24 protein-coding genes are annotated in these 24,648 nt (G+C 50.5%); 17 read left to right on the top strand and 7 right to left on the bottom strand.

The genetic code is table 11. From position 1 onward, the window contains the following. Positions 1–178 precede the first annotated feature (178 nt). Complete coding sequence (trmB, locus tag C812_RS12405) at positions 179–889, top strand: tRNA (guanosine(46)-N7)-methyltransferase TrmB (protein WP_016312997.1); 711 nt, start codon at positions 179–181, stop codon at positions 887–889. Between the two features lie 75 nt (positions 890–964). Here the strand turns inward: trmB and C812_RS12400 are convergent, their stop codons facing one another. The 3 genes from C812_RS12400 to C812_RS12390 form a co-directional block, all read right to left on the bottom strand. After that, positions 965–1,399 carry a hypothetical protein gene (locus C812_RS12400; RefSeq protein WP_016312996.1) on the bottom strand — a complete coding sequence of 145 codons (435 nt, stop codon included), beginning with the start codon at positions 1,397–1,399 and terminating at the stop codon, positions 965–967. A gap of 119 nt (positions 1,400–1,518) precedes the next feature. Continuing rightward, entirely contained in the window at positions 1,519–2,658 is a 1,140-nt protein-coding gene (locus tag C812_RS12395) for an MGDG synthase family glycosyltransferase (protein ID WP_009226116.1), read from the bottom strand. 50 nt (positions 2,659–2,708) lie between these two features. After that, positions 2,709–3,236 (bottom strand): phosphatase PAP2 family protein, encoded by a 528-nt coding sequence (locus tag C812_RS12390; RefSeq protein WP_016312994.1) that lies wholly within the window; start codon positions 3,234–3,236, stop codon positions 2,709–2,711. A gap of 619 nt (positions 3,237–3,855) precedes the next feature. Between C812_RS12390 and C812_RS12385 the strand changes: the two genes are divergently transcribed. From C812_RS12385 to C812_RS12345, 9 genes are all read left to right on the top strand, one after another. Then, complete coding sequence (locus tag C812_RS12385) at positions 3,856–5,097, top strand: glycosyltransferase family 2 protein (RefSeq protein WP_016312993.1); 1,242 nt, start codon at positions 3,856–3,858, stop codon at positions 5,095–5,097. A 278-nt stretch (positions 5,098–5,375) separates the two neighbouring features. Continuing rightward, the gene (infC, locus tag C812_RS12380) at positions 5,376–5,870 is read left to right on the top strand and encodes a translation initiation factor IF-3 (protein WP_009226729.1); all 495 of its coding nucleotides are present in this window, start codon (positions 5,376–5,378) and stop codon (positions 5,868–5,870) included. Positions 5,871–5,957: 87 nt separating this feature from the next. Beyond that, positions 5,958–6,158, top strand: coding sequence for a 50S ribosomal protein L35 (gene rpmI / locus C812_RS12375; protein ID WP_009226728.1), 201 nt, complete (start codon positions 5,958–5,960; stop codon positions 6,156–6,158). A 44-nt stretch (positions 6,159–6,202) separates the two neighbouring features. Next, positions 6,203–6,562, top strand: coding sequence for a 50S ribosomal protein L20 (gene rplT / locus C812_RS12370; protein WP_009226727.1), 360 nt, complete (start codon positions 6,203–6,205; stop codon positions 6,560–6,562). Positions 6,563–7,095: 533 nt separating this feature from the next. After that, positions 7,096–8,181, top strand: coding sequence for a BMP family lipoprotein (locus C812_RS12365; RefSeq protein WP_016312991.1), 1,086 nt, complete (start codon positions 7,096–7,098; stop codon positions 8,179–8,181). Positions 8,182–8,308: 127 nt separating this feature from the next. Further along, a complete protein-coding gene (locus C812_RS12360) occupies positions 8,309–9,847 on the top strand; it encodes an ABC transporter ATP-binding protein (RefSeq protein WP_016312990.1) in 1,539 nt (512 codons plus the stop codon). Next, a complete protein-coding gene (locus tag C812_RS12355) occupies positions 9,840–10,913 on the top strand; it encodes an ABC transporter permease (protein WP_016312989.1) in 1,074 nt (357 codons plus the stop codon). The genes C812_RS12360 and C812_RS12355 overlap by 8 nt, the downstream gene beginning before the upstream one ends. A 1-nt stretch (position 10,914) precedes the next feature. Further along, positions 10,915–11,874, top strand: a complete 960-nt coding sequence (locus tag C812_RS12350; protein WP_016312988.1) for an ABC transporter permease — start codon at positions 10,915–10,917, stop codon at positions 11,872–11,874. Positions 11,875–12,086: 212 nt separating this feature from the next. After that, positions 12,087–12,398, top strand: a complete 312-nt coding sequence (locus C812_RS12345) for a hypothetical protein (protein ID WP_016312987.1) — start codon at positions 12,087–12,089, stop codon at positions 12,396–12,398. Between the two features lie 5 nt (positions 12,399–12,403). Here C812_RS12345 and C812_RS12340 read toward each other — a convergent pair whose 3' ends face one another. Beyond that, positions 12,404–12,859: a GNAT family N-acetyltransferase gene (locus C812_RS12340; protein ID WP_016312986.1), complete on the bottom strand. Its 456-nt coding sequence runs from the start codon at positions 12,857–12,859 to the stop codon at positions 12,404–12,406. 554 nt (positions 12,860–13,413) lie between these two features. Between C812_RS12340 and ilvB the strand changes: the two genes are divergently transcribed. The 7 genes from ilvB (at position 13,414) to C812_RS12305 (ending at position 21,883) form a co-directional block, all read left to right on the top strand. Then, positions 13,414–15,159, top strand: coding sequence for a biosynthetic-type acetolactate synthase large subunit (gene ilvB / locus C812_RS12335; protein WP_016312985.1), 1,746 nt, complete (start codon positions 13,414–13,416; stop codon positions 15,157–15,159). Continuing rightward, a complete protein-coding gene (gene ilvN, locus C812_RS12330; protein ID WP_016312984.1) occupies positions 15,156–15,644 on the top strand; it encodes an acetolactate synthase small subunit in 489 nt (162 codons plus the stop codon). The genes ilvB and ilvN overlap by 4 nt, the downstream gene beginning before the upstream one ends. Positions 15,645–15,884: 240 nt before the next feature. Further along, positions 15,885–16,877 carry a ketol-acid reductoisomerase gene (ilvC, locus tag C812_RS12325; protein WP_016312983.1) on the top strand — a complete coding sequence of 331 codons (993 nt, stop codon included), beginning with the start codon at positions 15,885–15,887 and terminating at the stop codon, positions 16,875–16,877. A gap of 112 nt (positions 16,878–16,989) precedes the next feature. After that, positions 16,990–18,522, top strand: a complete 1,533-nt coding sequence (locus tag C812_RS12320; RefSeq protein ID WP_016312982.1) for a 2-isopropylmalate synthase — start codon at positions 16,990–16,992, stop codon at positions 18,520–18,522. Positions 18,523–18,691: 169 nt separating this feature from the next. Further along, positions 18,692–19,771 carry a 3-isopropylmalate dehydrogenase gene (leuB, locus tag C812_RS12315; protein ID WP_009226716.1) on the top strand — a complete coding sequence of 360 codons (1,080 nt, stop codon included), beginning with the start codon at positions 18,692–18,694 and terminating at the stop codon, positions 19,769–19,771. A 277-nt stretch (positions 19,772–20,048) separates the two neighbouring features. Then, positions 20,049–20,459: a hypothetical protein gene (locus tag C812_RS12310; protein WP_009226715.1), complete on the top strand. Its 411-nt coding sequence runs from the start codon at positions 20,049–20,051 to the stop codon at positions 20,457–20,459. A 317-nt stretch (positions 20,460–20,776) separates the two neighbouring features. Further along, a complete protein-coding gene (locus C812_RS12305; protein WP_016312980.1) occupies positions 20,777–21,883 on the top strand; it encodes an ATP-binding protein in 1,107 nt (368 codons plus the stop codon). 1 nt (position 21,884) lies between these two features. Here C812_RS12305 and C812_RS12300 read toward each other — a convergent pair whose 3' ends face one another. From C812_RS12300 to C812_RS12290, 3 genes are read right to left on the bottom strand one after another with little or no spacing between them, the layout of a single operon-like run. After that, positions 21,885–22,067: a FeoB-associated Cys-rich membrane protein gene (locus C812_RS12300; protein WP_016312979.1), complete on the bottom strand. Its 183-nt coding sequence runs from the start codon at positions 22,065–22,067 to the stop codon at positions 21,885–21,887. 33 nt (positions 22,068–22,100) lie between these two features. Beyond that, a complete protein-coding gene (gene feoB / locus C812_RS12295) occupies positions 22,101–24,131 on the bottom strand; it encodes a ferrous iron transport protein B (protein WP_016312978.1) in 2,031 nt (676 codons plus the stop codon). Further along, entirely contained in the window at positions 24,128–24,370 is a 243-nt protein-coding gene (locus C812_RS12290; RefSeq protein WP_016312977.1) for a FeoA family protein, read from the bottom strand. Before C812_RS12290 ends, feoB begins: the two co-directional genes overlap by 4 nt. Positions 24,371–24,648: the final 278 nt, after the last annotated feature.

Below are 24,648 nucleotides of genomic sequence, written 5' to 3'. Positions count from 1 at the left end.
TGTTATTTTGAGATTATCAATTTCGTTGGACCCCAATTCCAAAATATATCGAAAAGGGAATCACTCGTCTCGTCTCCCCGGCGAACGGTTGGTTCCTTTTTCATTGCGTGCTTTACATTTGCAACAAACTTCGGCACAATATTGCAAGGAATGGATACCAAGAAAGCGGAGGAATAACATGCGTTTACGCGGCAGAAAAGGAATACGGGAGCATTTGGAACAGCAGCAGGATCTGGTTGTGCTGAATCCCCGGGAATATAAAGGACGTTGGGCGGAGGTGTTCGGCAACGACCGTCCGATCCACATCGAGCTTGGCATGGGCAAGGGCCAGTTTATTAGCGGCATGAGTGTTAAATATCCGGACGTAAACTTCATCGGCATGGACATGTATGATGAGTTGATTCGCCGGGCGAGCGAGAAGGTTCGCGCGAAATGGGACGAGCAGGGTGGACTGCAGCCGCAAACCGTTCGTTTGGCGCTGGGTAACATTGAAATGATCGAGGACTTTTTTGCACCGGGGGAAGTGGAGCGCATTTATTTGAATTTCAGCGATCCGTGGCCGAAGAAGAAGCATTGGCGCCGGCGCTTGACGCACCCGCGGTTTTTGGAGAAATATCGTCAGCTCCTGAACGAAAATGGCGAGATTCACTTCAAGACCGACTCCCGCGTACTGTTTGAATTTTCGCTGAATGCCTTTGCCGCGGTTGGACTGCAGATGAGCGATATTTCGCTGAGCCTGCATGAAGGTGGGATTAATGAAGCTCATGTCATGACGGAATACGAAAGCAAATTTGTGGGACAAGGCATGCCGATCTACCGCTGCGAGGTGATGGTTGGCGAAGCGGCCTTGCAGCGTTATCATGAGCGGAAGATGGATATGTTTAAATAACCGCTGCTTATGGAGTTCAAAAACAGCCAGCTCGAATCGAGAGTTGGCTGTTTTTTCGATGGATAGACGTTTTCTTTACGGCTTGACCAGTACGCTAATCTCCAAGGAAGCGGGTGACCCGTCATCCGTATCAAATTTAAGGGACCATTTCCCTTCTAACTGGGAACCAAAGGCATGATCAGAAGTAAAAGCACTGCCAGGGAGGATAGTAGTCTTTACCCAAACCCACCCGGTGGGGGAAATGAGTTGATAATATACATTTTTAGTGCCGGTGTTCTTGACATACACATGGGTGATTTTCGAGTGATCCTTCTCCTCGTAATCAAAACTATGAGTGCCTTGGCCATCACGAAAAGTGATTCGTGCTTCGGAAAGAACATCACTTTTTGCTTCTTCCGTGGATTGTACAGGAGTGGTTGAGCTTGCAATAACAGCGGGCGTAAATGCAATACTCAATGTCAATAGTGCGATACATAAAGAAATGAATTTGCCATACATCCTGCCAGACACCCCTTTAGCCTCCTATTAAGACGACAAGTTAATATTAACGCATAAGGGAAAATAAGTAAAAACAAAAAGCTAAAAAGAAACCTAGGGGGATCTTGTTGTCGAGCCACCTAGGTTTCTGTTTATTTTCGGATGAAATTCGTATTCCCAAGTAAATCAATGATAGCTTGAGCACTTTGCATCGGCCGGAATTTGGCGATATGGTTCAAGACCTCTTCCCGTTTCCGCACGACTTCGTCGTATTGCTCGGTCAACCGTTTGATCCAATCGGTAATATCGTCCAGCGATTTCATCGGGGTTCCCCAACCTTGCTGGGCAAAATAATGCGAATTTTCCTCTTCCTGGCCGGGAAGCGGCTGGTGGAACAGCATCGGGATGCCTTTGGCCAGCCCCTCCGAGCAGGTCATGCCGCCCGGCTTGGTGATCAGTAAATCGGACACTTCCATCAGCTTGTCAATTTCCTTCGTGAACCCGAGCAGATGAATGTTGGGATGAATGAATCGGGGATCCTTTTGCATTTTCTCCAACGACTTCTCGTTGCTGCCCAGACAGAAAATGACTTGAATTTGCTCCCGGTAAGAGGCGAGCAGGGCATTGACCGCCTCGTCCTTCATGAAGCCCCAACCTCCGCCCATGACCAGTACGGTAGGCATATCCTTCAGATGGAATTGCAGGCGGATATCTTCCTTCCGATGGCGCTCCCAGAAATTCGGATGGATCGGGATGCCGGTAATCAGGATTTTGCTTTTGTCTACGCCCCGTTCCATCAGTTTCTTCTGCACCTGGTCGGTGGACACGAGATAACAATTCACTTCCCGGCTCACCCAAGCTCCGTGCACATCATAATCGGTAATGACGGTACAGAGCGGCACGTCCAACATACCCAGCCGTTTCAGGCGGGAAATCACCGCGCTGGGGATCGGATGGGTGCAGACGATCACGTCGGGATGAAGCTGACGGATAATTTGAATTGTACGCGTATAAAAAATCCGATGAAGAGCCATCGTCGTCAATCGGTTTAAAGATTTCTTGTAGTTGCTGCGATACATCATACGGACAAGCCGAGGCTGCGAGGACACCGTTTTCTTGTAAGCGGTGATGATGATCGGCGCCACCCTAGGGTTCAAAAAACTGCCCAGCTCTAGGACTTTCGTCTGTATGTTTGGCGCAATCTTTCGTAAACTGCTGGAGAGCGCGTAGGCCGCTTGCGTGTGACCGGCTCCAAACCCCTCGGATAAAAGTAAGACTCTCTGTTTTTGCACTGGTTTCACCTTATTCCTGCAAGGTTTTCCTACTGTCTACAATATCCCCTTTAAGCCCATAATGCAACCGTTCCAAGCGCTACAGAGGAGCCGATGACCGCTCCTGCGAGAGTATCTGAAGGGTAATGCAGGCCTAAATAAATACGCGAAACTGCCACGATTAACGCGATGGGGAGCAGCACCAGAATCAAGCTTGGAACCGCGGCCATAAACGGAACCGTAATGGAAAAAATGGCCGTTGTATGCCCGGACGGAAACGAGTGGTCCGTCAGCGGATTCCGGAACGTATTGGTTCCCGGCAGCGTTAAGTAGGGCCGAAGACGCGGGTAGGTTTTTTTGACGAGTGCGACTGGAAGATGACTGATCGCGAGCGCGACGCAGGATTGCAGGCCGATTTTGCTCCATGGCTGCGGAGCCGCAAGCCAGATGAACAAGGACGAAAGGATGGTGAACCAAGCTCCCCCCAAATGAGTTAAATGATACAGCCAGAAATTCAGAAAACTGCGGTGCAGGCGGCCGTTGATTCCTACAAAGAGCTGTCGGTCGAGTTGTTGAAGCTTATGGAATAAACGAGTCATAATATCCCTCCGCATGATGGTTGGCCGCGTTCTAGCCCCCGGAAAGTGCCTGTCCCGTGGCTGCTCTTTTCAAATAGCATGGCATTTTGAAGTTAGACTTATCATATTTTTAATCCATGGCCTTTTCAAGGACGTTTTTTTGCGCTGTAGCCGTGCTCTTTTTTGACATTTCGTTCTTCGCACCTTTACAATGATTCAAATCATAACAGATCTGTTTAAAAAAAGGGTGCAGATTTGTTAACTTTTTGCCAAGCAAGTTCGTTTATGTAAATGTAACGCCAACAAGTTGTCCAGCCGAGCAATAAAAAAATTAAAAAAGGAAATAAAAATTGCCAAAAGTGATGAAAATAGGATGTAACCGTACCTGAAAGCAGGTTGCGGGGGCCCCTGTATGCCAAAATCCACCAGTCTTCCAGTTTTTTGCGCAGCATAGGGGCTACAGTTACTTTGACAAACGACGTCAAGTTGTGGAAAATCGTATTTGGTTTGAAAAAAAGAGCCGGCGACAAGTCCAACAAAGATCTAGAAAAGAAAGAGCAAGACAAGAAAGAAAGGGTCATTACAATCAAAAGCTCCGAAAGATAAAAAAGACATCGGGGTAAAAAGGGGGCAAGAAATCATGTTGGATGTCATCTTGATTTCACTGCAGGTCGTCCTGGCAGTGGTTGGGGTGTATCAATTTGGTTTGGCTTTATTTGGCATGTACAGAAAGAAGAACAAAGTGCAATACGAACCGAACAAATCCTTTGCGGTGCTGGTCGCAGCGCATAACGAGGAAAAAGTGGTCGGGGCGTTGATGGAAAATTTGAAGCAAATGAACTACCCAAAAGAATTGTACGACGTGTTTGTCATTTGCGATAACTGCAGCGATAATACCGCAAATATCGTTCGCAGCCACGGGATGAACGCTTGCGTTCGGACCAACCCGAACTTGCGGGGGAAAGGTTATGCGATCGAATGGATGCTGAAGCAGCTATGGAAGATGCCGCGTCAATACGACGCCGTTGTGATGTTCGATGCCGACAATTTGGTGCATCCGGATTTCCTGCGGGAAATGAACAACGATCTATGCGCAGGCGCGCGGGTCATCCAAGGCTATATCGATACGAAGAATCCGGAGGATTCCTGGATTACCGCTTCTTACGGGATTTCGTACTGGTATTGTAACCGCCTGTGGCAGTTGTCCCGGACGAACCTGAAAATGGCGAACTTCCTTGGCGGCACAGGAATGTGCTTTGAAACCGAGCTGTTGAAAGAAATCGGCTGGGGCGCTACAAGCTTGGTAGAAGACCTTGAATTTACGATGCGTTGCGTTGAACGCGGAGTGTATCCGGTGTTTAACTACGACGCGAAGCTGTTCGATGAGAAACCATTGACGTTCAAAGCGTCGGCACGCCAACGTCTGCGTTGGATGCAAGGTCACTTCACTGTCGCTCGCCGTTATTTCTTCCCGCTGTTGTGGAAGAGTATCAAGGAGCGGAACATGGTGAAGCTGGACATGGCGCTTTACGGAGCCAACGTGTACATCGTGTTATTGACGTTCCTGCTGACGGCGTTTATTTGGGTTGACCAATCGTTAATGCAAGAACCGCATGTTAAAACGTTGTATGGCTACCTGCCGATGTGGGTGTCGTATGTGGCGATTGTCGCGAACGTGTTTATTTTCTTGATGGCGATGTTCCTGGAGAAGGTTAAATCGAAGAAGGTCTATGCTTACTTGGTTCTGTTCCCGATTTACCTGATTTCCTGGTGGCCAATCACGTTCTATGCGTTCTTCACCCAGAACAACAAGCAATGGAGCCATACGCAGCATACGCGGGTGGTTCGCCTCGAAGAAGTCCAAAGCAACAAGGTGAGTTAATTTGCGAACGGCTCTTGACTTGGTAAATTACACATGATATAGTATTTGAGGTTGCAAGATATTTTTGGATTGCAAGCAGAGGCCCCGGCTTCTCACCTGACCGACGCACGTGTTGGCTGGTTTTGATCCGTTCATTTATGAATGCTTATGTTCATGAAGAATTGACGATCAATGAGGGATGCGGGTATTGGGCCTGCATCCTTTTTATGTGTGTGAGTACAGGGTCCGAGTCATTACTTAAGACCACTTGGAGGTGGAGGATTATCAGTAAGGAACATTTGATCAATGAAGAGATTCGTGCGAAAGAGGTCCGTCTGGTAGGTGCTGAAGGCGAACAAATCGGCATCAAGCCGCTGCGCGAAGCGCTGCAGATGGCGATGGACCTGAATCTGGATCTGGTGAACGTTGCGCCGACTGCCAAGCCGCCGGTATGCCGGATTATGGACTATGGCAAGTTCCGTTACGAGCAGCAGAAGAAAGAGAAGGAAGCCCGCAAGAATCAGAAAATTGTGGACATCAAGGAAGTGTGGTTCCGTGCGAATATCGAGGAACACGACTTCCAAACGAAACTTCGCAATGTGATCAAATTTTTGAAAGATGGCGACAAGGTTAAGTGCTCAGTTCGCTTCCGCGGACGGGAAATTACCCATGCCGACATCGGGAAGAAAATTCTCGACCGCGTCAAAGATGAGGTTGCGGAAATCTCGAATGTTGAACGAGTTCCGAAACTGGAAGGACGCAGTATGATCATGATCCTGGCACCGAAAAACTAATCGTTTGTTTTCTATATATGATCGTTCCGAATGCGGAATGACCTGAAAGAGAAAACGGGCGTTCACAAACTTTGAGGGGGAAGTACAATGCCTAAAATGAAAACCCACAGCAGCCTGAAAGGCCGCTTCAAAATTACCGGATCCGGTAAAGTTAGACGTTACAAAGCGAACCGCAATCACTTGCTGTCCCATAAGTCCAAACGTGCAAAACGTGTTTTGGCTAACAGCCCTGTTGCATACGCAGGTGACGTTCGCCGTATGAAGCAGCAACTGGCGAACCTGAAGTAGTATTCGAAGGAACAATTTACACAACTTATTGGGAGGTTTTTTAAATGGCAAGAGTAAAAGGCGGATTCGTCGTTCGTCGTCGTCATAAAAAAGTACTGAAGCTGGCTAAAGGTTATTTTGGTTCTAAACACCGCATTTTCAAAACTGCGAACGAGCAAGTGATGAAATCCTTGCTGTACGCTTACCGTGACCGCCGCGCGAAAAAACGCGACTTCCGCAAACTGTGGATCGTTCGTATTAATGCGGCAGCTCGCATGAACGGTTTGTCCTACAGCAAATTGATGCATGGCTTGAAGCTCGCTGACGTGAACATCAACCGCAAAATGCTGGCTGATCTCGCAGTGAACGACTTGAATGCCTTCAATTCTTTGGCAGCTGTTGCTAAAGAGAAAATCAACGCGTAAAACTCAAACGATAAGGCGCTGTTTCCGGAACTTCCGGGACGGCGCTTTTTTTGGGGATCGAGCCGTCTGAGGGGAATTACATAGACTGGAGCCGAAACGATGCACACGCGGCAGGATTGTGTTGGTGTTTTCGGTGCGCTATTTCCTGGAAATCCATGGAATGTTCCCGGGGTAGGAGTTTTTGCCTTCGCCAGAAAGCCTTGAGTTTAGGGCATGGAATTGTCGGAAATATGGAATGCTATAGAAGAACCGCACGACACGATCGTCAATCTTACAAACCTGGGTAATCACTAATGTTTGCTCGTGAATCAGGTGTGAATGTTCGGGAATCCCGCGGTTCACTGCATAATCTCACATGACGCGAACATTGGATGATAAATTTGTCGAAAGTAAGCGTTTTATTGAAAATAAAGGCGAAAATTATTTAACCCAAGGTTATTAAAAGTATGGATTTTAGAATATTTTACAGGTATAATCTGTCTGTGTGGTCAACTTAGACAAGACTCACAAAATTTTAAGGGGGATTAACCGCAATGAACAAAGCTTTCAAACTTTCTTTACTCTTGGTGCTCGCATTTACTCTGGTTTTGGCGGGATGCGGCAACAAAAATGCAGCAAACAACGGCGGAACAACTAATGCAGGAAATGCCGGAAATACAGCAGACAACACGCAAGCAGGCAACGGCGAAACGGCAACCGATGCATCGAAGATTAAAGTCGGTCTCGTTACTGACGTGGGCGGCGTAAACGACAAATCCTTTAACCAATCGGCATGGGAAGCTTTGACTGAGCTGAATAAAGAGACTGGTCTCCAAACCAAATATCTGCAAAGTAACCAAAGCTCTGACTATGTGCCAAACTTGAACCAGTTTGTACAAGGCGGTTATGACTTGACTTGGTCGATCGGTTTTGACCTTGGCGATGCAACATTGGAAGTTGCCCAAGCAAATCCAAATGCCAAACTGGCGATCATCGACAACGTGGTTGATGCTCCTAACGTAGAGTCCGTAACGTTCGCCGAAAACGAAGGTTCCTTCCTGGTCGGCGTTGTTGCAGGTCTGACGACAAAAACGAACAAAATCGGTTTTATCGGCGGTGCGGAAAGCCCGGTTATCAAACGCTTTGAAGTTGGTTTCCAAGCGGGTGTAGCTGCGGTTAACCCAGATGCCAAAGTAACCGTGACTTATGCAGGTGCTTATGACAAACCGGATATCGGTAAATCCTTGGCAACTCAATTGTTTAACGATGGCGCCGACATTATCTTCCCGGCTGCAGGTCAAACGGGCAACGGCGTATTCAACGAAGCAGCGGCTCGTAACCAAGCCGGCGGTGCTAACAAACTGTGGGTTATCGGCGTAGACAAAGACCAATCGCTCGAATTCGGTGATGAAGTAACTCTGACTTCCATGATGAAACGCGTTGACGTTGCCGTTAAGAACGTAACGCAACAAGTGATCGACGGTACGTTCAAAGGTGGTCAAGTAACGAACCTGACGCTGAAAGAAGATGGCGTAGGCTTGCCGGAAGAGAATCCGAACCTGAGCCAAGAAATCTTGGACAAAGTCGAAGAATTCAAACAAAAAATCATCAATGGCGAAATTACGGTTCCTGCTGAGTAATCAGCAAACCCAAGAAGTTTACGTCCGTATGGACAGTGGAATATAATAAAGTTATTCAAGTGAGCAAGGCCAGTGGATCTACTGGCCTTGTTGCTTGCGTTAATCCCATAATGGTGAGGGTGGTTTCATGAGCGCTGAAGCTCCCGTAGTCGAGTTGAAGCAAATCACAAAACGTTTTCCCGGTATCGTCGCAAACGATTCCATCAGCCTAACCTTACGCAAAGGTGAGATTCACGCCTTGCTAGGCGAGAACGGCGCGGGTAAATCAACGTTGATGAACATTTTATTTGGACTGTATCAACCGGATGAAGGCACTATCGAAATGAATGGCCAGCCGGTGACGATCGACAATCCCAACAAGGCAATCAAACTAGGCATTGGGATGGTGCACCAGCATTTTAAGCTAGTACATCCTTTTACGGTGACCGAGAATATCATTCTTGGCATGGAACCCAAAAAAGGACTTAATATCGACTATAAATCGGCGACCGCCCAAGTGGCGAAACTGTCGGAGCAGTACGCCCTGCAAGTTGATCCCAACGCGAAAATTCATGACATTTCTGTCGGGATGCAGCAGCGGGTCGAGATCTTGAAAATTCTGTTCCGCGGCGCAGATATCCTTATATTTGACGAGCCTACTGCTGTGCTGACGCCTCAGGAAATCGAAGAATTGATGGCGATTATGAGACGGCTGGTGGCAGAGGGCAAGTCCATCATCTTGATCACGCACAAATTGAAGGAAATTATGGAGATTTCCGACCGAGTGACCATTATTCGTCGGGGTAAAGTCATTGATACCGTTGAAACGGCAAAGACGAATCCGCAAGAACTGGCCGAGAAGATGGTGGGCCGGGGCGTAAGCTTCAAGGTAGATAAGAAAGAACCGCAAATTGGCGAGCCCGTCCTGCAGCTGAGAGATTTGAAAGCGAAGGACAAGCAGGGCATTCAGATCCTTAACGGACTGAACCTGGATGTGCGTGCCGGGGAAATCGTCGGCATTGCCGGGGTAGACGGCAACGGACAAAGTGAATTGATTGAGGCGATTACGGGCTTGCGGAAAATCGATTCTGGCTCCATCAAGCTGTCCGGCAAGGAAATTGCCAACCTTCCGGCGCGTAAGATTATCGAAAGCGGGTTGTCCCATATTCCTGAGGATCGTCATAAGCACGGACTGGTGCTGGACTTCTCCATCAGCGAGAACATGATCCTGGAGACCTATTACAAAGCGCCTTACAGCAAAGGTGGTCTCCTTAATCGGCGGGCGATTGACGAGCATGCCAAGCAGTTGGTTGAAGCGTTTGACGTGCGTACGCCAAGCATTGAGACGAAGGCGCGCTCCCTGTCCGGGGGGAACCAGCAGAAGGCAATTATTGCGCGGGAAATAGACAAGAATCCGGATTTGCTGATCGCTGCTCAACCGACACGGGGACTGGATGTCGGGGCGATCGAATTTGTTCACAAACAGCTGATTGAGCAGCGAGATCAAGGCAAAGCGGTGCTGTTGATCTCCTTCGAGCTGGATGAAATTATGAACGTATCCGATCGGATTGCCGTTATTTATGAGGGCCGGATCGTCGGGGAAGTGCTTCCGCACGAAACTAACGATCAGGAACTGGGTCTCATGATGGCGGGAAGCCTGGAACGGGGAGGTCAAAGCGTTGGATAAGCTGCGAAAAATATTTACCCTAGATAGCATTGTTTTACCGCTTGTAGCCATTGTACTTGGCTTATTGGTCGGCGCGGTGGTTATGCTGATCGGGGGATACAATCCGTTAGTGGCCTATGGTGCCTTAGTGCAAAGGGTTATAGGTAATCCGTACGATTTCGGGGAAACGATCCGTCAAATTACCCCTTTGATGTTTACGGGGTTAGCGGTCGCTTTCGCCTTCCGCTCCGGGATGTTTAACATCGGTGCGGATGGACAAGTCTTGATCGGGATGACGGTGGCAACTGCGATATCGTTGTCTTTCAAGGGATTGCCATCGGCTATCCTCGTTCCCTTAGCAGTGATTGGCGGGGGAATCGGCGGTGGACTGTGGGCAGCCATTGCAGGTTACCTGAAAGCCAAACGAGGCATCAATGAGGTTATCACCACGATTATGTTGAACTGGACGGCGCTGTATTTTTCCAACTACATCATTCGCAATTTTTATCTGCTTAAGGGCCAAAACCGTTCGGAGAACATCGATGCGTCCGCTTCGATGACGTTCTTAAACGATGTGTTTAATAACGCACGGGTCCATTGGGGAACGGTAATTGCTTTGCTGACCGCCGTATTCTTCTTTGTGTACCTCTGGAAAACGAAGCAAGGCTATGAAATGCGCTCTGTAGGTCTGAACCCGAATGCGGCAGAATACGCCGGCATGAACGTTGGTCGCAACATCGTGAAAGCGATGTTTATCAGCGGTGTGTTCGCAGGTCTGGCTGGTACGTTTGAAGTACTGGGCGTGTTTCATTATCAATCGGTATTCGCCGCTTCTCCGGGATACGGGTTTGACGGCATCGCCGTGGCGCTGTTGGGCATGAACCATCCGTTTGGTGTAGTGCTCGGTTCGATCCTGTACGGCGTATTGACGTATGGTTCGGCCGGGATGAGCTTTAGCGCCGGTGTACCGCCGGAACTGATTAAGATCGTAATCGGTTCGATCATATTCTTTATTGCCGCTCAAGGCATTGTAAGAATCGTGCTGAAGCCGTTTTACCTGAAGCGCAAGAAAGAGAAGGTGTCGTAAGATGGACGTAATTACACTGCTTGGTCAATTGCTGAACTCCACCCTTGTCTTTTCCACGGCGTTGATATTTACAGCGCTTGGCGGGATCTTCTCCGAGCGTTCCGGCGTCGTTAACATCGGCTTGGAGGGGTTGATGATATTCGGGGCGTTTGCGGCTGGCGTAGGGACTTACTATGCCCAAGAAGCAGGGATGGGCAGCTTCTCGCCTTGGGTTGGCGTCATTGCGGCGATGGTAGCGGGGGCGCTTGGTGCGCTGATTCATGCCGTTGCGACGATTACGTTTAAGGCGGATCAGACGATCAGCGGGATCGTCATCAACTTCCTGGCAGCCGGTTTGACGGTGTACATCGTCAAATTGATTTTCGACGGAGCTGCTGAAACTCCGCTGGTTACCGTATTCCATAAGTTCCCGATCCCGGTGCTGCGTGATATCCCGATCATCGGGGAAGGCTTCTTTAACTCGTACCCAACGACGTATCTGGCGTTAATCCTCGTTGCGGTCATTTACTTCGTGTTGTTTAAAACGCCGTTTGGGCTGCGCCTGCGTTCGGTCGGCGAACATCCAAGTGCCGCGGACACGTTGGGCGTGAACGTGACCAAAATGCGTTATATCGGGGTGCTGCTCAGCGGTGTCCTCGGTGGGATCGGCGGCGCTACGATTACGCTGACGACCACCAGTACGTTTGCCCATAACACGATTTCCGGTCAAGGCTTTATTGCGATTGCCGCCATGATCTTCGGGAAATGGAACCCGCTGGGCGCCTTCGGTGCGGCGATGTTCTTTGGCTTCTCGCAGGCGATCCGCAACTACGTGCAGTTGTTCGATTGGTCGAGAAATATTCCGCAGGAATTTATCTTTATGATCCCTTACGTGCTGACGATTATCGTCCTCGTTGGTGCGGTGGGTAGATCCTCGGCACCAGCGGCGTTGGGGACACCATACGATCCTTCGAAACGATAAGCTACAAGCCCAAAAGGATGCTGACTATAGCTCAGCATCCTTTTTTTTGCTTGCTGGAGTTAGGAGCCCGTTTGTCAGGGGGCAAGGCGATGGTGTATGCCAGGGTGGAGACAGGCGCATATGCTAAGGGTGTACACAAAATAGCCGAGTCAAACGGTTCGGCCAGAGCGGTTTTCACGGCTATAGGATCTAACCTGACAGGAGGAATTCGGATGGGTAGAACGGTTACGAGAAAAGAAGCCGAGAAATGGCTGGGCAAGCAGATCGCGGCTTATAAAAAAGACGGTACGGTGGTTACAGGGAAGCTGGTGAAAATCAGCGGCAATCGCTTGATTCTGCGCCAAGCTCCCGGCAAAAAAGTCAAAACCAAAGCGATCATCCCGCTTGTATTGTTTGATCTCTTAGCGATCGGCACCGCTCCATACGCCTTTGGCGGTTATCCGTACGGGGGAGTTCCGTATGGCGGCGGCGTACCTTACGGCGGCGTGCCGTACGGAGGGTATCCTTCCCCGTATTTCTGGTAAGCGGCTTAAGTGCGGCTGGGCAGTCTTTTTTCCAGTTCATAACATTGGGACAATGGGATGTAACGCTGAGTCCGATATCCCAATTTGCGGTAAAAGAGGTGGGCTCGGGTGTTATCCCGGTCCACCATTACTTTTGCGCGCTGACAACCCCGGGAGACGGCGAAGTTTTCCGCATGGGCCATTAATGTCTTGCCGTGACGCTGCCGTTGGTGTTCCGTTGCCACCGCCATCATATCGATATATAACAAATCGCCATAAATGAGAAAATGGATAAATGCGACAGGATCCGCTTCATAGGTTGGTGACGCAATCAGCGACACGCCGCGCGACAGCCGGACTGGAAGATCCTTGAAGACGGCTTCAATGTCCTGAGGAGGCAAATGGGTGAAGGGGACAAGCTCCCTGCGGATGAGATCGTAGATGACGGGATCGTCCTGTTTCGGTCTTCTGTAACGAATCATACGCGAATCTCCTCCTAACCGTGCATAAGATTGGGCACTATCTTTTATCATATGAGGGAGAGGAGGGAAAGGGTTCCAGCCAAAAACTTTAATTGTTTAGGGTATTGACGTGCGGTGTAATCTAATCATATAATGTTCCTAAACATTTGAAGCATATCTTGCCAACGGCAATGAAGAGGACGAAGCTTTAAGGGCTCTTTGCTCAGAGAGTGGATGGATTTGCTGAGACCACCACCAAAATCCCTTAACTGCGAGCTCACCTCGGAGCTGTTTCCCTGAAAAGCTGCAAGCCATCCGCGGTGTCGCTTGCGACCAAGGCTTAGTAGGGGGAATCGTCTGGTCCGCGTTAGGGACCACGAGTAAGGTCGCTTAGGCTTTTACTCGTCAAGGCTTGGCACTGTGAGGTGCTGGGTAAAAATGGGTGGTACCACGGAGGATAAAACCTTTCGTCCCTCGGAGCAGGAAACTGTTCCGGCGGGCGGAAGGTTTTTTTAGTTTAATAAGCGTTTCAAAAATTGACTTTTAAAAACAACCTATGAAAAGGAGGATGACTGATGAGCGCGCAAATTCCAGAGATGCGGTCTACAGAACAATTACGAGAGAAATGGATGAAACCGGAAGTCATTTCCGGTTCCGAAATCCTACTTCGCAGCTTACTTTTGGAAGGTGTCGAGTGCGTCTTTGGTTATCCGGGCGGAGCGGTGTTGTATATTTACGATGCGCTGTACGGATTTAAAGACTTCCATCACCTGCTCACGCGACATGAGCAGGGCGCCATCCATGCGGCAGACGGGTACGCTCGGGCTACCGGCAAAGTCGGCGTATGTATCGCCACCTCCGGTCCGGGAGCAACGAACACGGTGACGGGGATCGCCACTGCGTTTATGGATTCAGTTCCGCTGGTTGTGATTACAGGGAACGTCGTTTCCAGCCTGATCGGCACGGACGCGTTCCAAGAAGCAGATATTACCGGCATTACGATGCCGATTACGAAACACAGTTATCTGGTTCGGCGTGTAGAGGACTTGCCGCGAATTATTCACGAAGCATTCCACATCGCCAACACGGGACGCAAGGGACCGGTTCTGATCGACATTCCGAAGGACGTGTCCGCGAACAAAACGTTGTTCGAACCGGTTCAAACCATCAACCTGCGCGGTTATAACCCTACGGTGGTGCCAAATCGTTTGCAGCTGGACAAATTGGCTGCAGCGATCCAGGAAGCTGAACGTCCGGTCATTATTGCCGGGGGCGGCGTCGTTTACTCCGGCGGGCATGAGCAACTGTTCGAATTTGTAAATAAAACGCAAATTCCGATTACAACGACATTGCTTGGCTTAGGTGCTTTCCCGAGCGGCCACGAGCTGTGGATGGGAATGCCAGGGATGCACGGTACGTATACGGCCAACCAGTCGATTCAACAATCCGATCTGTTGATTAACATCGGGGCGCGGTTTGACGATCGGGTGACCGGCAAGCTGGACGGATTTGCCCCGCATGCCAAGGTGGCTCATATCGACATCGATCCTGCGGAGATCGGCAAGAACGTCCATGCAGACATCCCGATCGTAGGCGACGTCAAAACGGTGCTGGAAATGCTGAATCCTCTCGTGTCCCGGGCGGACAAAGCGGATGCTTGGAGAGCACAAGTCCAACGCCTGAAAGCCGAGAAGCCGTTGAAGTACAAGGACTCAGATACGGTACTGAAGCCGCAATGGGTGATCGAGATGCTGAATGAAACGACTGGCGGCGAAGCGATCATCACAACCGACGTTGGTCAACATCAAATGTGGACGGCGCAGTACTACAAATTTAATCAGCCTCGCTCTTGGATCACCTCGGGCGGACTCGGAACGATGGGCTTTGGCTTCCCTGCTGCGATTGGTGCCCAAATGGGACATCCCGATCGGCTGGTCATCTCGATCAACGGTGACGGCGGCATGCAAATGTGTGCTCAGGAGCTGGCGATCTGCGCGATTAACAACATTCCGGTCAAAGTCGTAGTGATCAATAACCAGGTGCTTGGCATGGTACGTCAATGGCAGGAAATAATCTATGACAATCGCTACAGCCATATCAATCTCGAAGGAAGTCCGGATTTCGTCAAACTGGCGGAAGCTTATGGCGTCAAGGGCCTGCGGGCAACGAACAAGGAAGAAGCCAGACGCGTATGGCAGGAAGCGCTCGACACGCCAGGACCGGTACTGGTGGAATTCGTGGTCAGCAAAGAGGAAAATGTATATCCGATGGTTACCCAAGGCTCCACCATTGATCAAATGTTGATGGGGGACAGTGAATGATGATGAAAAGCCATGCGATCTCTGTTTTAGTGAACGACCAGCCAGGTGTTCTGCAGCGCGTTGCCGGCCTCTTCGGACGGCGCGGTTTTAATATCGAAAGCATTACCGTGGGACAATCCGAGGAAGCCGGATTGTCCCGGATGATCATCGTTACCAAAGGGGACGACAAAACGCTGGAGCAAATTGAGAAGCAGCTCTACAAACTGATCGACGTGATCAAGGTTGTGAATCTCAGCTCCAGACCGATGGTGGCACGGGAGCTCGCTTTGATTAAGGTCAAAGCAGAGCCGGCGGAGCGCCCGGAAATTATGGGGGTTGTCGAAACGTTCCGCGCTGCCGTCGTTGATATCGGGACGCATAGCATGATCGTCCAAGTTGTGGGAGACACGGAGAAAATCGATGCAATGATTGAACTGCTTCGTCCGTACGGGATCCGGGAGCTGTCGCGCACCGGTGTCACCGCCATGATCCGGGGGAACGCTTAAACCAGGCTCCACCCAGGCTCATTGACACTACAGTAGATTTGCCGCCGCGTGCGGCTTCACCTCTCCGCTCGCTGCCGAGCGGGTGTTTGAGGGGATCGATTAAGCCAAAAGTTCACTTTACTGCTTCAAGGCGTCGGTCCATTGAAATACCCGCTCGTTACAGGCGGAGGAAACCATATTATACTTAATAAATCAAGGGCACAGCTTGACTGTCCCGCAAATCTTAGGAGGGCATAAGAAATGGCAGTTACTTTGTACTATGAACAAGATGCAGATCTCAGCGTATTGAAAGGAAAAACCATTGCTATTATCGGTTACGGCAGCCAAGGACATGCCCATGCGCAAAACCTGCGCGAAAGCGGACTGAATGTCATCATCGGCCTGCGTGAAGGGAAATCCTTCAACAAAGCGAAGGAAGACGGTTTTGAAGTGTTGTCCGTTGCAGAAGCAACTAAACGTGCAGACGTTGTGCAAATCCTGATGCCGGACGAAACTCAAGCTGCGGTTTACAACAGTGAAATCGCGCCTAACTTGAAGAAAGGCGCTGCATTGTTGTTCGCTCACGGCTTTAACGTACATTTTGGCCAAATCGTACCTTCCCCGGACAATGACGTATTGCTCGTTGCTCCGAAATCCCCAGGTCATATGGTTCGTCGTACTTATGTTGAAGGCTTCGGCGTTCCTGGCTTGATCGCGATCCACCAAGACGCTACCGGCAAAGCAAAAGAAATCGGCCTTGCTTATGCGAAAGGGATCGGCTGTACACGTGCAGGGGTTATCGAAACTTCGTTCCGTGAAGAAACCGAAACCGATCTGTTCGGTGAACAAGCCGTATTGTGCGGCGGTGTATCTGCCTTGATCAAAGCTGGCTTCGAGACGCTGGTGGAAGCTGGTTATGCTCCAGAAATGGCGTACTTCGAGTGCTTGCACGAAATGAAGCTGATTGTCGACCTGATTTATGAAGGCGGCTTGGCGACGATGCGTGATTCCATCTCCAACACGGCGGAATACGGCGACTATGTCACTGGCCCGCGCATTGTGACGGAAGAAACGAAGAAAGCGATGAAAGAAGTGCTTGCTGATATCCAGCAAGGTAAATTCGCCCGCGACTTCATCCTGGAAAACCAATCCAACCGTGCGTTCCTTACGGCAACTCGCCGCAACGAAGCGAACCATCCGATCGAAGTGGTCGGCAAAGAGCTGCGCGGCTTGATGCACTGGATCAAGAAATAAGCGGTATACCGTTCCTATTGCAAATCGTAAGATAGGTATTAACCTGAATATCCAATGCGGCCGTGCCTAATGCGTGAGCCGCATTGGAGCTTTTTCGGAGGAGGTGCATGGCATGCGCAAAATCTACATTTTTGATACGACGCTTCGGGATGGGGAGCAGTCTCCCGGAGTCAACCTGAATACTCGCGAAAAGCTGGAGATCGCCTATCAGCTGGAGAAGCTGGGCGTCGACCGGATTGAAGCGGGCTTCCCTGCAGCTTCGCCCGGGGATTTGGCAGCCGTGAACGCCGTGGCGCGTGCAGTTAAAAAGTCGACGGTAATCGGCTTGTCGCGTTCGCGCACCCAGGATATCGATGCGGTTCGCGAAGCGCTGCAAGGAGCGGAAGACCCTTGTATTCACTTGTTTCTGGCCACCAGCCCGATCCACCGGCAATATAAGCTGAAGATGAGCAAGGAACAAGTCCTGGAAACCGCGCAAGCGGCACTTCGCTATGCGAGCAAGTACTTTTCGAAGATCGAATTCTCCTGCGAGGATGCAGGCCGGACCGAACTGGATTTCCTCTGCGAGATGACAGCGATGGCGATCCGCGAAGGCGCATCGGTGGTCAATATCCCTGACACGGTCGGATATTTGTATCCGGAAGAATACGGCAACATCTTCCGTACGCTGAAGGAGAAGGTGCCTGGGATTGAGAAAATCCAACTGAGCGCCCATTGTCATGATGATTTAGGCTTGGCAACGGCGAACTCACTGGCGGCGATCCTCGGCGGTGCCGACCAAATCGAAGGAACGATCAACGGGATCGGGGAACGGGCCGGCAATACCGCGCTGGAAGAAGTAGCGCTGGCGCTGGAAACCCGGTTTGATTTCTTCGGTGCCAAGACCACGCTGGAACTGTCGGAAATCGCCCGTACGAGCCGACTTGTCAGCCGCTTGACGGGGATGGTCGTGCCGGGCAACAAGGCGATTGTGGGCGCCAATGCGTTTGCCCATGAATCCGGCATCCACCAAGACGGCATGCTGAAGGAGAAAACGACTTACGAGATCATGTCCCCGGAAACGATTGGGCTCAAGGAGAGCAAGCTGGTGCTGGGCAAGCATTCCGGCCGCCACGCATTCCGCGAGAAGCTGGTCGATATGGGGTATACTTTGGACGACGAGCGGTTAAATGAAGCCTTCGCCAAATTCAAGGCGCTCGCCGATAAGAAGAAGGAGATCACCGACGAAGACCTGCTGGCGATCGTTGAGGAGAAGCTGGTCGATACGCCGGAGGAATTCCGCCTTGAGACGATCTTTGTCTCTTACGGCAACGAGGCTACACCTGCAGCGAAGGTACGGCTCGTTACTCTTGGCGGCGACATTATCGAGAAGGAAGCCGAAGGCAACGGTTCGGTTGATGCGATCTATAATGCCATCGATCTGGCTTCCGGCGAGGAAGTCAAACTGGCGGACTATTCAATCAAGTCCGTTAGCCAAGGCAAGGATGCCCAAGGCGAAGTACATGTCGTGCTGACGCAAAACGGCATTTCAGTACAAGGCCGCGGCATTAGCACCGACATTTTGGAAGCGAGCGCTCGCGCCTATGTCGATGCCATTAATCGGTTGATTGAGAAGCGAAAAAGCCACTCTACGATTCGGGCTTAACTAATACGCGGATGTGCGGATACAGCGGAGTTGATTCATGCAGCTTCGCTGTTTTTTTGATGACTTATAGTTAAAACCTATGACCTTAATAGATTCTATATCTTTGTCTATCCTTACCCGGTGTGTTACAACTGAAGAAGAGGATGTTCACGAAAGGGAGCTGGAAGCAATGGCAGAAGTCAAGAAAATCGCGGTCATCGCGGGTGACGGCATCGGGCCGGAAGTGGTGGCTGAAGCGGAGAAAGTGTTGAAACGGACAGAGGAGCTGTTCGGATACCAGTTTGAAACGGAGCATGCGTTGTTCGGCGGGATCGCCATCGACGAGAAAGGAACGCCGCTTCCACAAGAGACGCTGGAGATTTGTCAAAAGGCTGACGCTGTCCTGCTCGGGGCTGTAGGCGGTCCAAAATGGGATAACAATCCGAAGGAGCTGCGCCCAGAAACCGGCCTGCTCGGTATTCGTAAAGCGCTCGGCTTGTTCTCGAACTTGCGTCCGGCGGTGGTATTCGATTGCCTGAAGGACGCTTCGACGCTGAAACCGGAAGTGCTTGAAGGGACGGACCTTATCGTTGTACGTGAGCTGACCGGCGGCATCTATTTCGGTGAGAAATACCGCCGCGATACAGAGCAAGGTCAAGAAGCCGTGGATACCTGTGCATATAACGTAAAAGAAGTTGAGCGGATCGTTCGCCAAGCGTTTGAGATTGCCCAGAAGCGCCGGAAGAAGCTGGCTTCGGTAGATAAGGCCAACGTGCTGGAAACGTCGCGGTTGTGGCGTGAAGTCGTGAACCGGATCGCACCGGAATATCCGGACGTTGAGCTGGAGCATGTCCTGGTGGATAACTGCGCGATGCAGCTGCTGCGCCGCCCTGCCAGCTTCGACGTGATCGTAACGGAAAATATGTTTGGCGACATTTTGAGCGATGAAGCGGCTATGTTGACTGGCTCGATTGGGATGTTGTCCTCCGCTTCCTTGGGCGAAGGCAGCTTTGGGCTGTATGAGCCTGTTCACGGTTCGGCCCCGGACATCGCAGGCCAAAACCTGGCCAACCCAATTGCGACAATCTTGTCCGTTGCGCTGATGTTCCGCTTAACGTTTGGTTACGCGGATGCGGCTGACGCGATCGAAGCCGCTGTCACCGACGTGCTGAATGCCGGACATCGTACTGGCGACATCGCCGTTGATAAGAGCAAAGCAATTGGAACTAAGGAAATGGGCGATCTGATCGTTGCTGCAATGAAGAAATAAATGTATCTGCATGGGGCCGTGGAATTGACTTTCGGAATGGCCGATGTTACCATGTGGGAAGAAATTAAGAAGAAAGACCCCCTGTTTGAGCTTGGCTCAAATCGGGGGTTTTTTGCCCAGAAGCTTTCTCCGGCGGAGGATTGACTTAAGCTCCCAGGATTTACAATCCACACGCAGGAATTTGAAGCAAGCTTCACGAATAAATTATAGGAAAATCCCGGCTTCAGGGAGAGCCAGGAAGAGGAAATGAACCAAACGCGGGAAAGGGTGAAGGGGAATGAGCTTTTGCTGCGGAGCCAGCATGCTGGGAACAAAGGGCACCTTAAAGCATTATCGCACGCAGGTACATAATGTGCCCCTGTTATTTTGCCCGGTATGCCACCGGGTTGAGGTTCATTATAAAGTCGAGAATGAATACGAAATCCTGGCCGAATACGCGCATGGTGACGGTGTCGCGGAAATTGATTTTCAGGATTTTGTGATGGAGGACGATGACTCCATTTTCGGAAATTGCGTTAATCGGGAAGATGAAGATCCCTTGGCTATCGTACAGAGTCAAATCGATATTTCGCTGGACCTCATGTCCGTTGCCAAACAAATCGGCGATGAGAAATGGACGGAAGAGCTGAAGAAGAGGCTGGCGGTCATGAGCCGTCGTCGAGCGCGGTTACTGCATAACAATCGTTAATTCCTAGAAATAGTCTTCCAGAAGGGAGACTATTTGTATTTTTTTAGGACTTAGGTCGTCGTTTTGCGTTGATCCCACTTTTTTCGACAGTTTCTCTGATTGACGGTATTTGGAAAACATGACTATGATTGAAACAGGTGGCTTTTGACTTATCGGAATTAAAAATGGACAAGTATGGCATCGCCCGGTGCGAAATAGACATAGATCGCATGGTAAGGTTGAGGTGAGTGCACCGCTTCAGGGTAGTTCTTCTAGGTAGTGATGGTATGTTGTCTTGTAAGGCAAAGTACATCATCTGAATAAAGGGGGAACCAAGCTTGTTGAGTGAATTTCAAGAGACATTGCTCCAGTCCGTCAAAGCATACCAATCGACCCAACTCGTAAAAAACAAGTATGAGAACGTACTCCAACACCTGGACAGCGGAATCATGCTGTTTGACTGTGATGGGGTTCTAACCTTTATCAATGTACAGATGGCCAAACTGCTTGAAATGCCGCGCCAATCCCTGATTGGCTGTAATTTATTACAGCTGCTGCGGCATCCACATCTCAACCAATTTAAGAAGCGTAAGATCTTGCGTATTTACCGGGAGACCATCTTCCACCGCAAAAAGTACCATGAGTTAATTGACGAATACGGCAGACATTGGTTGATTACCGTTACTTATGGGGATCAGATGGATGGGGATTTTCTGCTCAGCGTCAAGGATGTATCTGATTTTAAACGGATCGAACAAACGGCTTATCAGAACGACAAGCTGGCGATGCTTGGGAAAATTTCTGCTGCAATCGCGCATGAAATTAGGAATCCGCTTACAGCGATTCGCGGGTTCATTCAATTGCTGCGGCCGCATTTGATGCAACTAGGCAAAGACGAGTACGCGCGGATTATCTTAACGGAAATCGACCGGGCGAACGATATCATCCACGAGTTTCTGAATTCATCGAAGCCTTCGGCTCCGCAGAAATCGACGGTCAACGTGTCTTCCTTGTTGAAGGAGGTTGTTCTGCTTACGGAGAGCGAGGCGTTGATGAAGGGATGCCAAATGATCCTTCACGAGCCCAGCGAGGAGCTGCTCGTCTCCATCGATGTGAAGCAGATCAAGCAGGTGCTCTTGAACATTATCAAAAATGCGATGGATGCCATCGCCGAAGTAGGCGGCGACCACCAAGGGGTGATCGATATCCGTGCAGAGAAGGAAGGCAAATCGGTCTGCATTTCCATACAAGATAACGGCGGCGGAATGGACAAGGGGCTGCTAAGCCGCTTGTTTGATCCGTTTTTTACAACAAAAGAGAAGGGGACGGGATTGGGATTGTCGGTGAGTTACCGGATTATCCGGAACCATCGGGGGAACATTTCCGTGGACAGTTTAAAAGGAGCGGGAACGATCTTTACGATTTCGCTCCCGCTGGTATCCTAATTTAATCTTTAGGGCCTTCGGCCGAAGATAGCGAAGAGGACGCCGCGTACTTCCCGCAAGCCGCAGAACAAGACTTCTGCTGCGAGCAGGAGGCGCAGGCGCCTTTTTTGCTTTTCTTGAAGCCGCGGTATAACGCAAAGCCAGCATATCCAAAAATAATGGTAAGGATGAGAATATCGGCCATTACAAGCAGCTCCTTTCGTTTATCGAAATTGTCTTAAGCCAGTCCGAATCCTAGCCGCCATCCGATCTGATAGATCAAGAAAGCCACAAGGTAAGCCAGTGCCAGTGAATAGCCGACCGCAAATAACGTCCACTTCCAGGAAGCTGTTTCTTTGCGAAGAACCCCAACTGTTGCAAGGCAAGGGGTGTAGAGCAGAACGAAAGCCATAAAGCTGTAGGCCTGCAGCCCGGTGAAGGATGCGGCAATTTGGCCTTGGAGTCCGGTCATATCAGGCACATGATAAATAATGTTCATCGTGGATACCACGACTTCCTTCGCCATAAACCCGGTAATCAGGGCGGCCCCAGATTGCCAAGTGCCGAAGCCTAGCGGCTGCAGGACGGATGCGAATAAGCCGCCGATGGCTGCGAGGAAGCTGTCGTCCATGTTGTCCGCCACACCGCCCGGACCAAGGTACGTAAGCAGCCAAATCAGCACAGAACCGCCAAGAATGAAGGTGCCGGCTTTGCGCAGGAAGCCTTTGCCTTTCTCCCAAGTGCTGCGGAACAAGGTGATGCTTTGCGGCATTCGATAAGGCGGCAGCTCGACGATAAAGTAGGAACGTTCGTTTTTGAACAGGAACAGCGAGAATAACTTGGCTAACCCAAGCGCCAACACGATGCCGAGCATATACAGAGAAAAGACGATCAGACCTTGCGATTCCGCGAAAAAGATCCCGGCAAACAACGCGTAAACCGGCAGCCGTGCGGAACAGGACATCAGCGGAATGAGCAGCATGGTCAGCCGCCGCTCCTTCGGTTGCTCGATGCTGCGGGAAGACATAATCGCCGGCACATTGCAGCCAAAGCCGAGGATAAATGGAATTAACGCTTTGCCGTTTAAACCGACGATTTCCATCAATTTATCCATCATGACGGTGATCCGAGCCATGTAACCGGAGTCTTCAATGAAGGAAATAATCAGGAACATGATAAAAATCTGCGGAATAAACACCAGTACACCGCCTACGCCGCCAATGATGCCGTCGATGATCAGCGCCTGCGTGAAGTCCGATGCCCCTATGCGGGTAAGAAGATTTTCTACACCGCTGGTTAGGGGTCCGCTGATGAACCCGTCCAGCAGATCGGAGAGCGGGTTGCCAAGCCAATCAAATGTCAACTGGAAAGTGAGGTACATGAAGACCATAAACAGCGGGATTCCGAGAAACGGGTGGGTGACAATATGATCGATCCGTTCGGTTACCGAGTGCGGTTTCTTCTGTGAGGCATCTACGGCTTCACTGCAAATGTTCTGAATCCGCTGGTCTCGCACGGAGCGGATATACGTTTCTGCGGAGGGAGCCAAACCGCTGGCGGCCAGCTTCGCATCCGCTTCGGTCCGGATCTTCTGCAGAATGAGCAAGTTGGTCTGCGGCGGAAGTGTGGAGATGACTGCCGGGTTGTTCTCAAGTACCTGCATGGCGATCCAGCGTAAGGCCGGGCGATGATCCTCCCAGTCTGCTTCAAGCTCACGGGTGATCTCCTGAATGGCCTGCTCGATCACTTCACCATAATCCATCGTAAATTGCGGCGCTTGCGCCGATTCAGAAGATTGCTGCTCGATGACCTGCAGCACTTCTTTAGTTCCTTTACCTGTACGTGCAATCAGCGGAACAACAGGAACGCCCAGCAAGTCTGCCAGTTTCCCAGGGTCCACCTTCAACCCGCTGTTCTCGGCAACATCCATCATATTTAAGCCGATGATTACCGGTTTACCATATTCCAGCAGTTGCAGCGTTAGATACAGGTTACGCCCCAAGTTAGAGGCGTCTACAATATTGACTAAGACGGAAGGGGATTCGGAGGCCAGGTACTCGGCGGCAATCCCCTCATCCCGTGACAAAGGATGCAGAGTATAGATCCCCGGCAGGTCGGTGAGAAGCCCGGTTTTCCCCCGCAGGTGCCCGACTTTTTTCTCCACCGTTACGCCGGCCCAGTTGCCGACATACTCGTAAGAGCGGGTTAAGGCGTTAAACAGTGAGGTTTTTCCCGTGTTCGGGTTCCCGATCAGTGCCGCATTGTTCATGAGACCGCCACCTCGATGTGGGCCGCTTCCTTCTGACGGATGCCCAGCAGTTGTCCGGCGTATTCCAGCGTGACCGGACCACCCCATAAGCAGTACCGTTTCACAACCACGCGGGATCCTTCCCGGATTCCTAGATCCGCAAGGCGCCGTTTCAGGATCGGGTCCATATTGCCAATTTGCGTGATGGCACAAGGGGTCCCGGGTTTCAAACCCAGCAGACAGCATCGGCAAGGGTGCATGAAAACTTCCTCCTTCTATCTTAAGATCATGAAAATGCAAGAGATCGTCATGCTGGTAAGCCAAACAGGGCTGGAACATCGAAATGATTCAATGCTATTGAGAATCAATCTCAATCAAATCCACCAGTAATATAGCACGCTCTGCTGGCCCATACTGTGATTTATTTCATAACGAAGAGTGGATACTTCGTGATCCAAAGATGACTTTTCGAACAACCGATCTAATAGAAGCTCGAAAAGTCAGGTTTGAAGCACCGAGAAGGTTGAATGAAGCCAGG

Origin of the sequence: Paenibacillus barengoltzii G22, from assembly GCF_000403375.2 — a bacterium.
GTDB classification, from domain to species: domain Bacteria; phylum Bacillota; class Bacilli; order Paenibacillales; family Paenibacillaceae; genus Fontibacillus; species Fontibacillus barengoltzii.
Note: the sequence above shows the minus strand (reverse complement) of the source record. Positions and strands in the feature narration are given on the sequence as shown.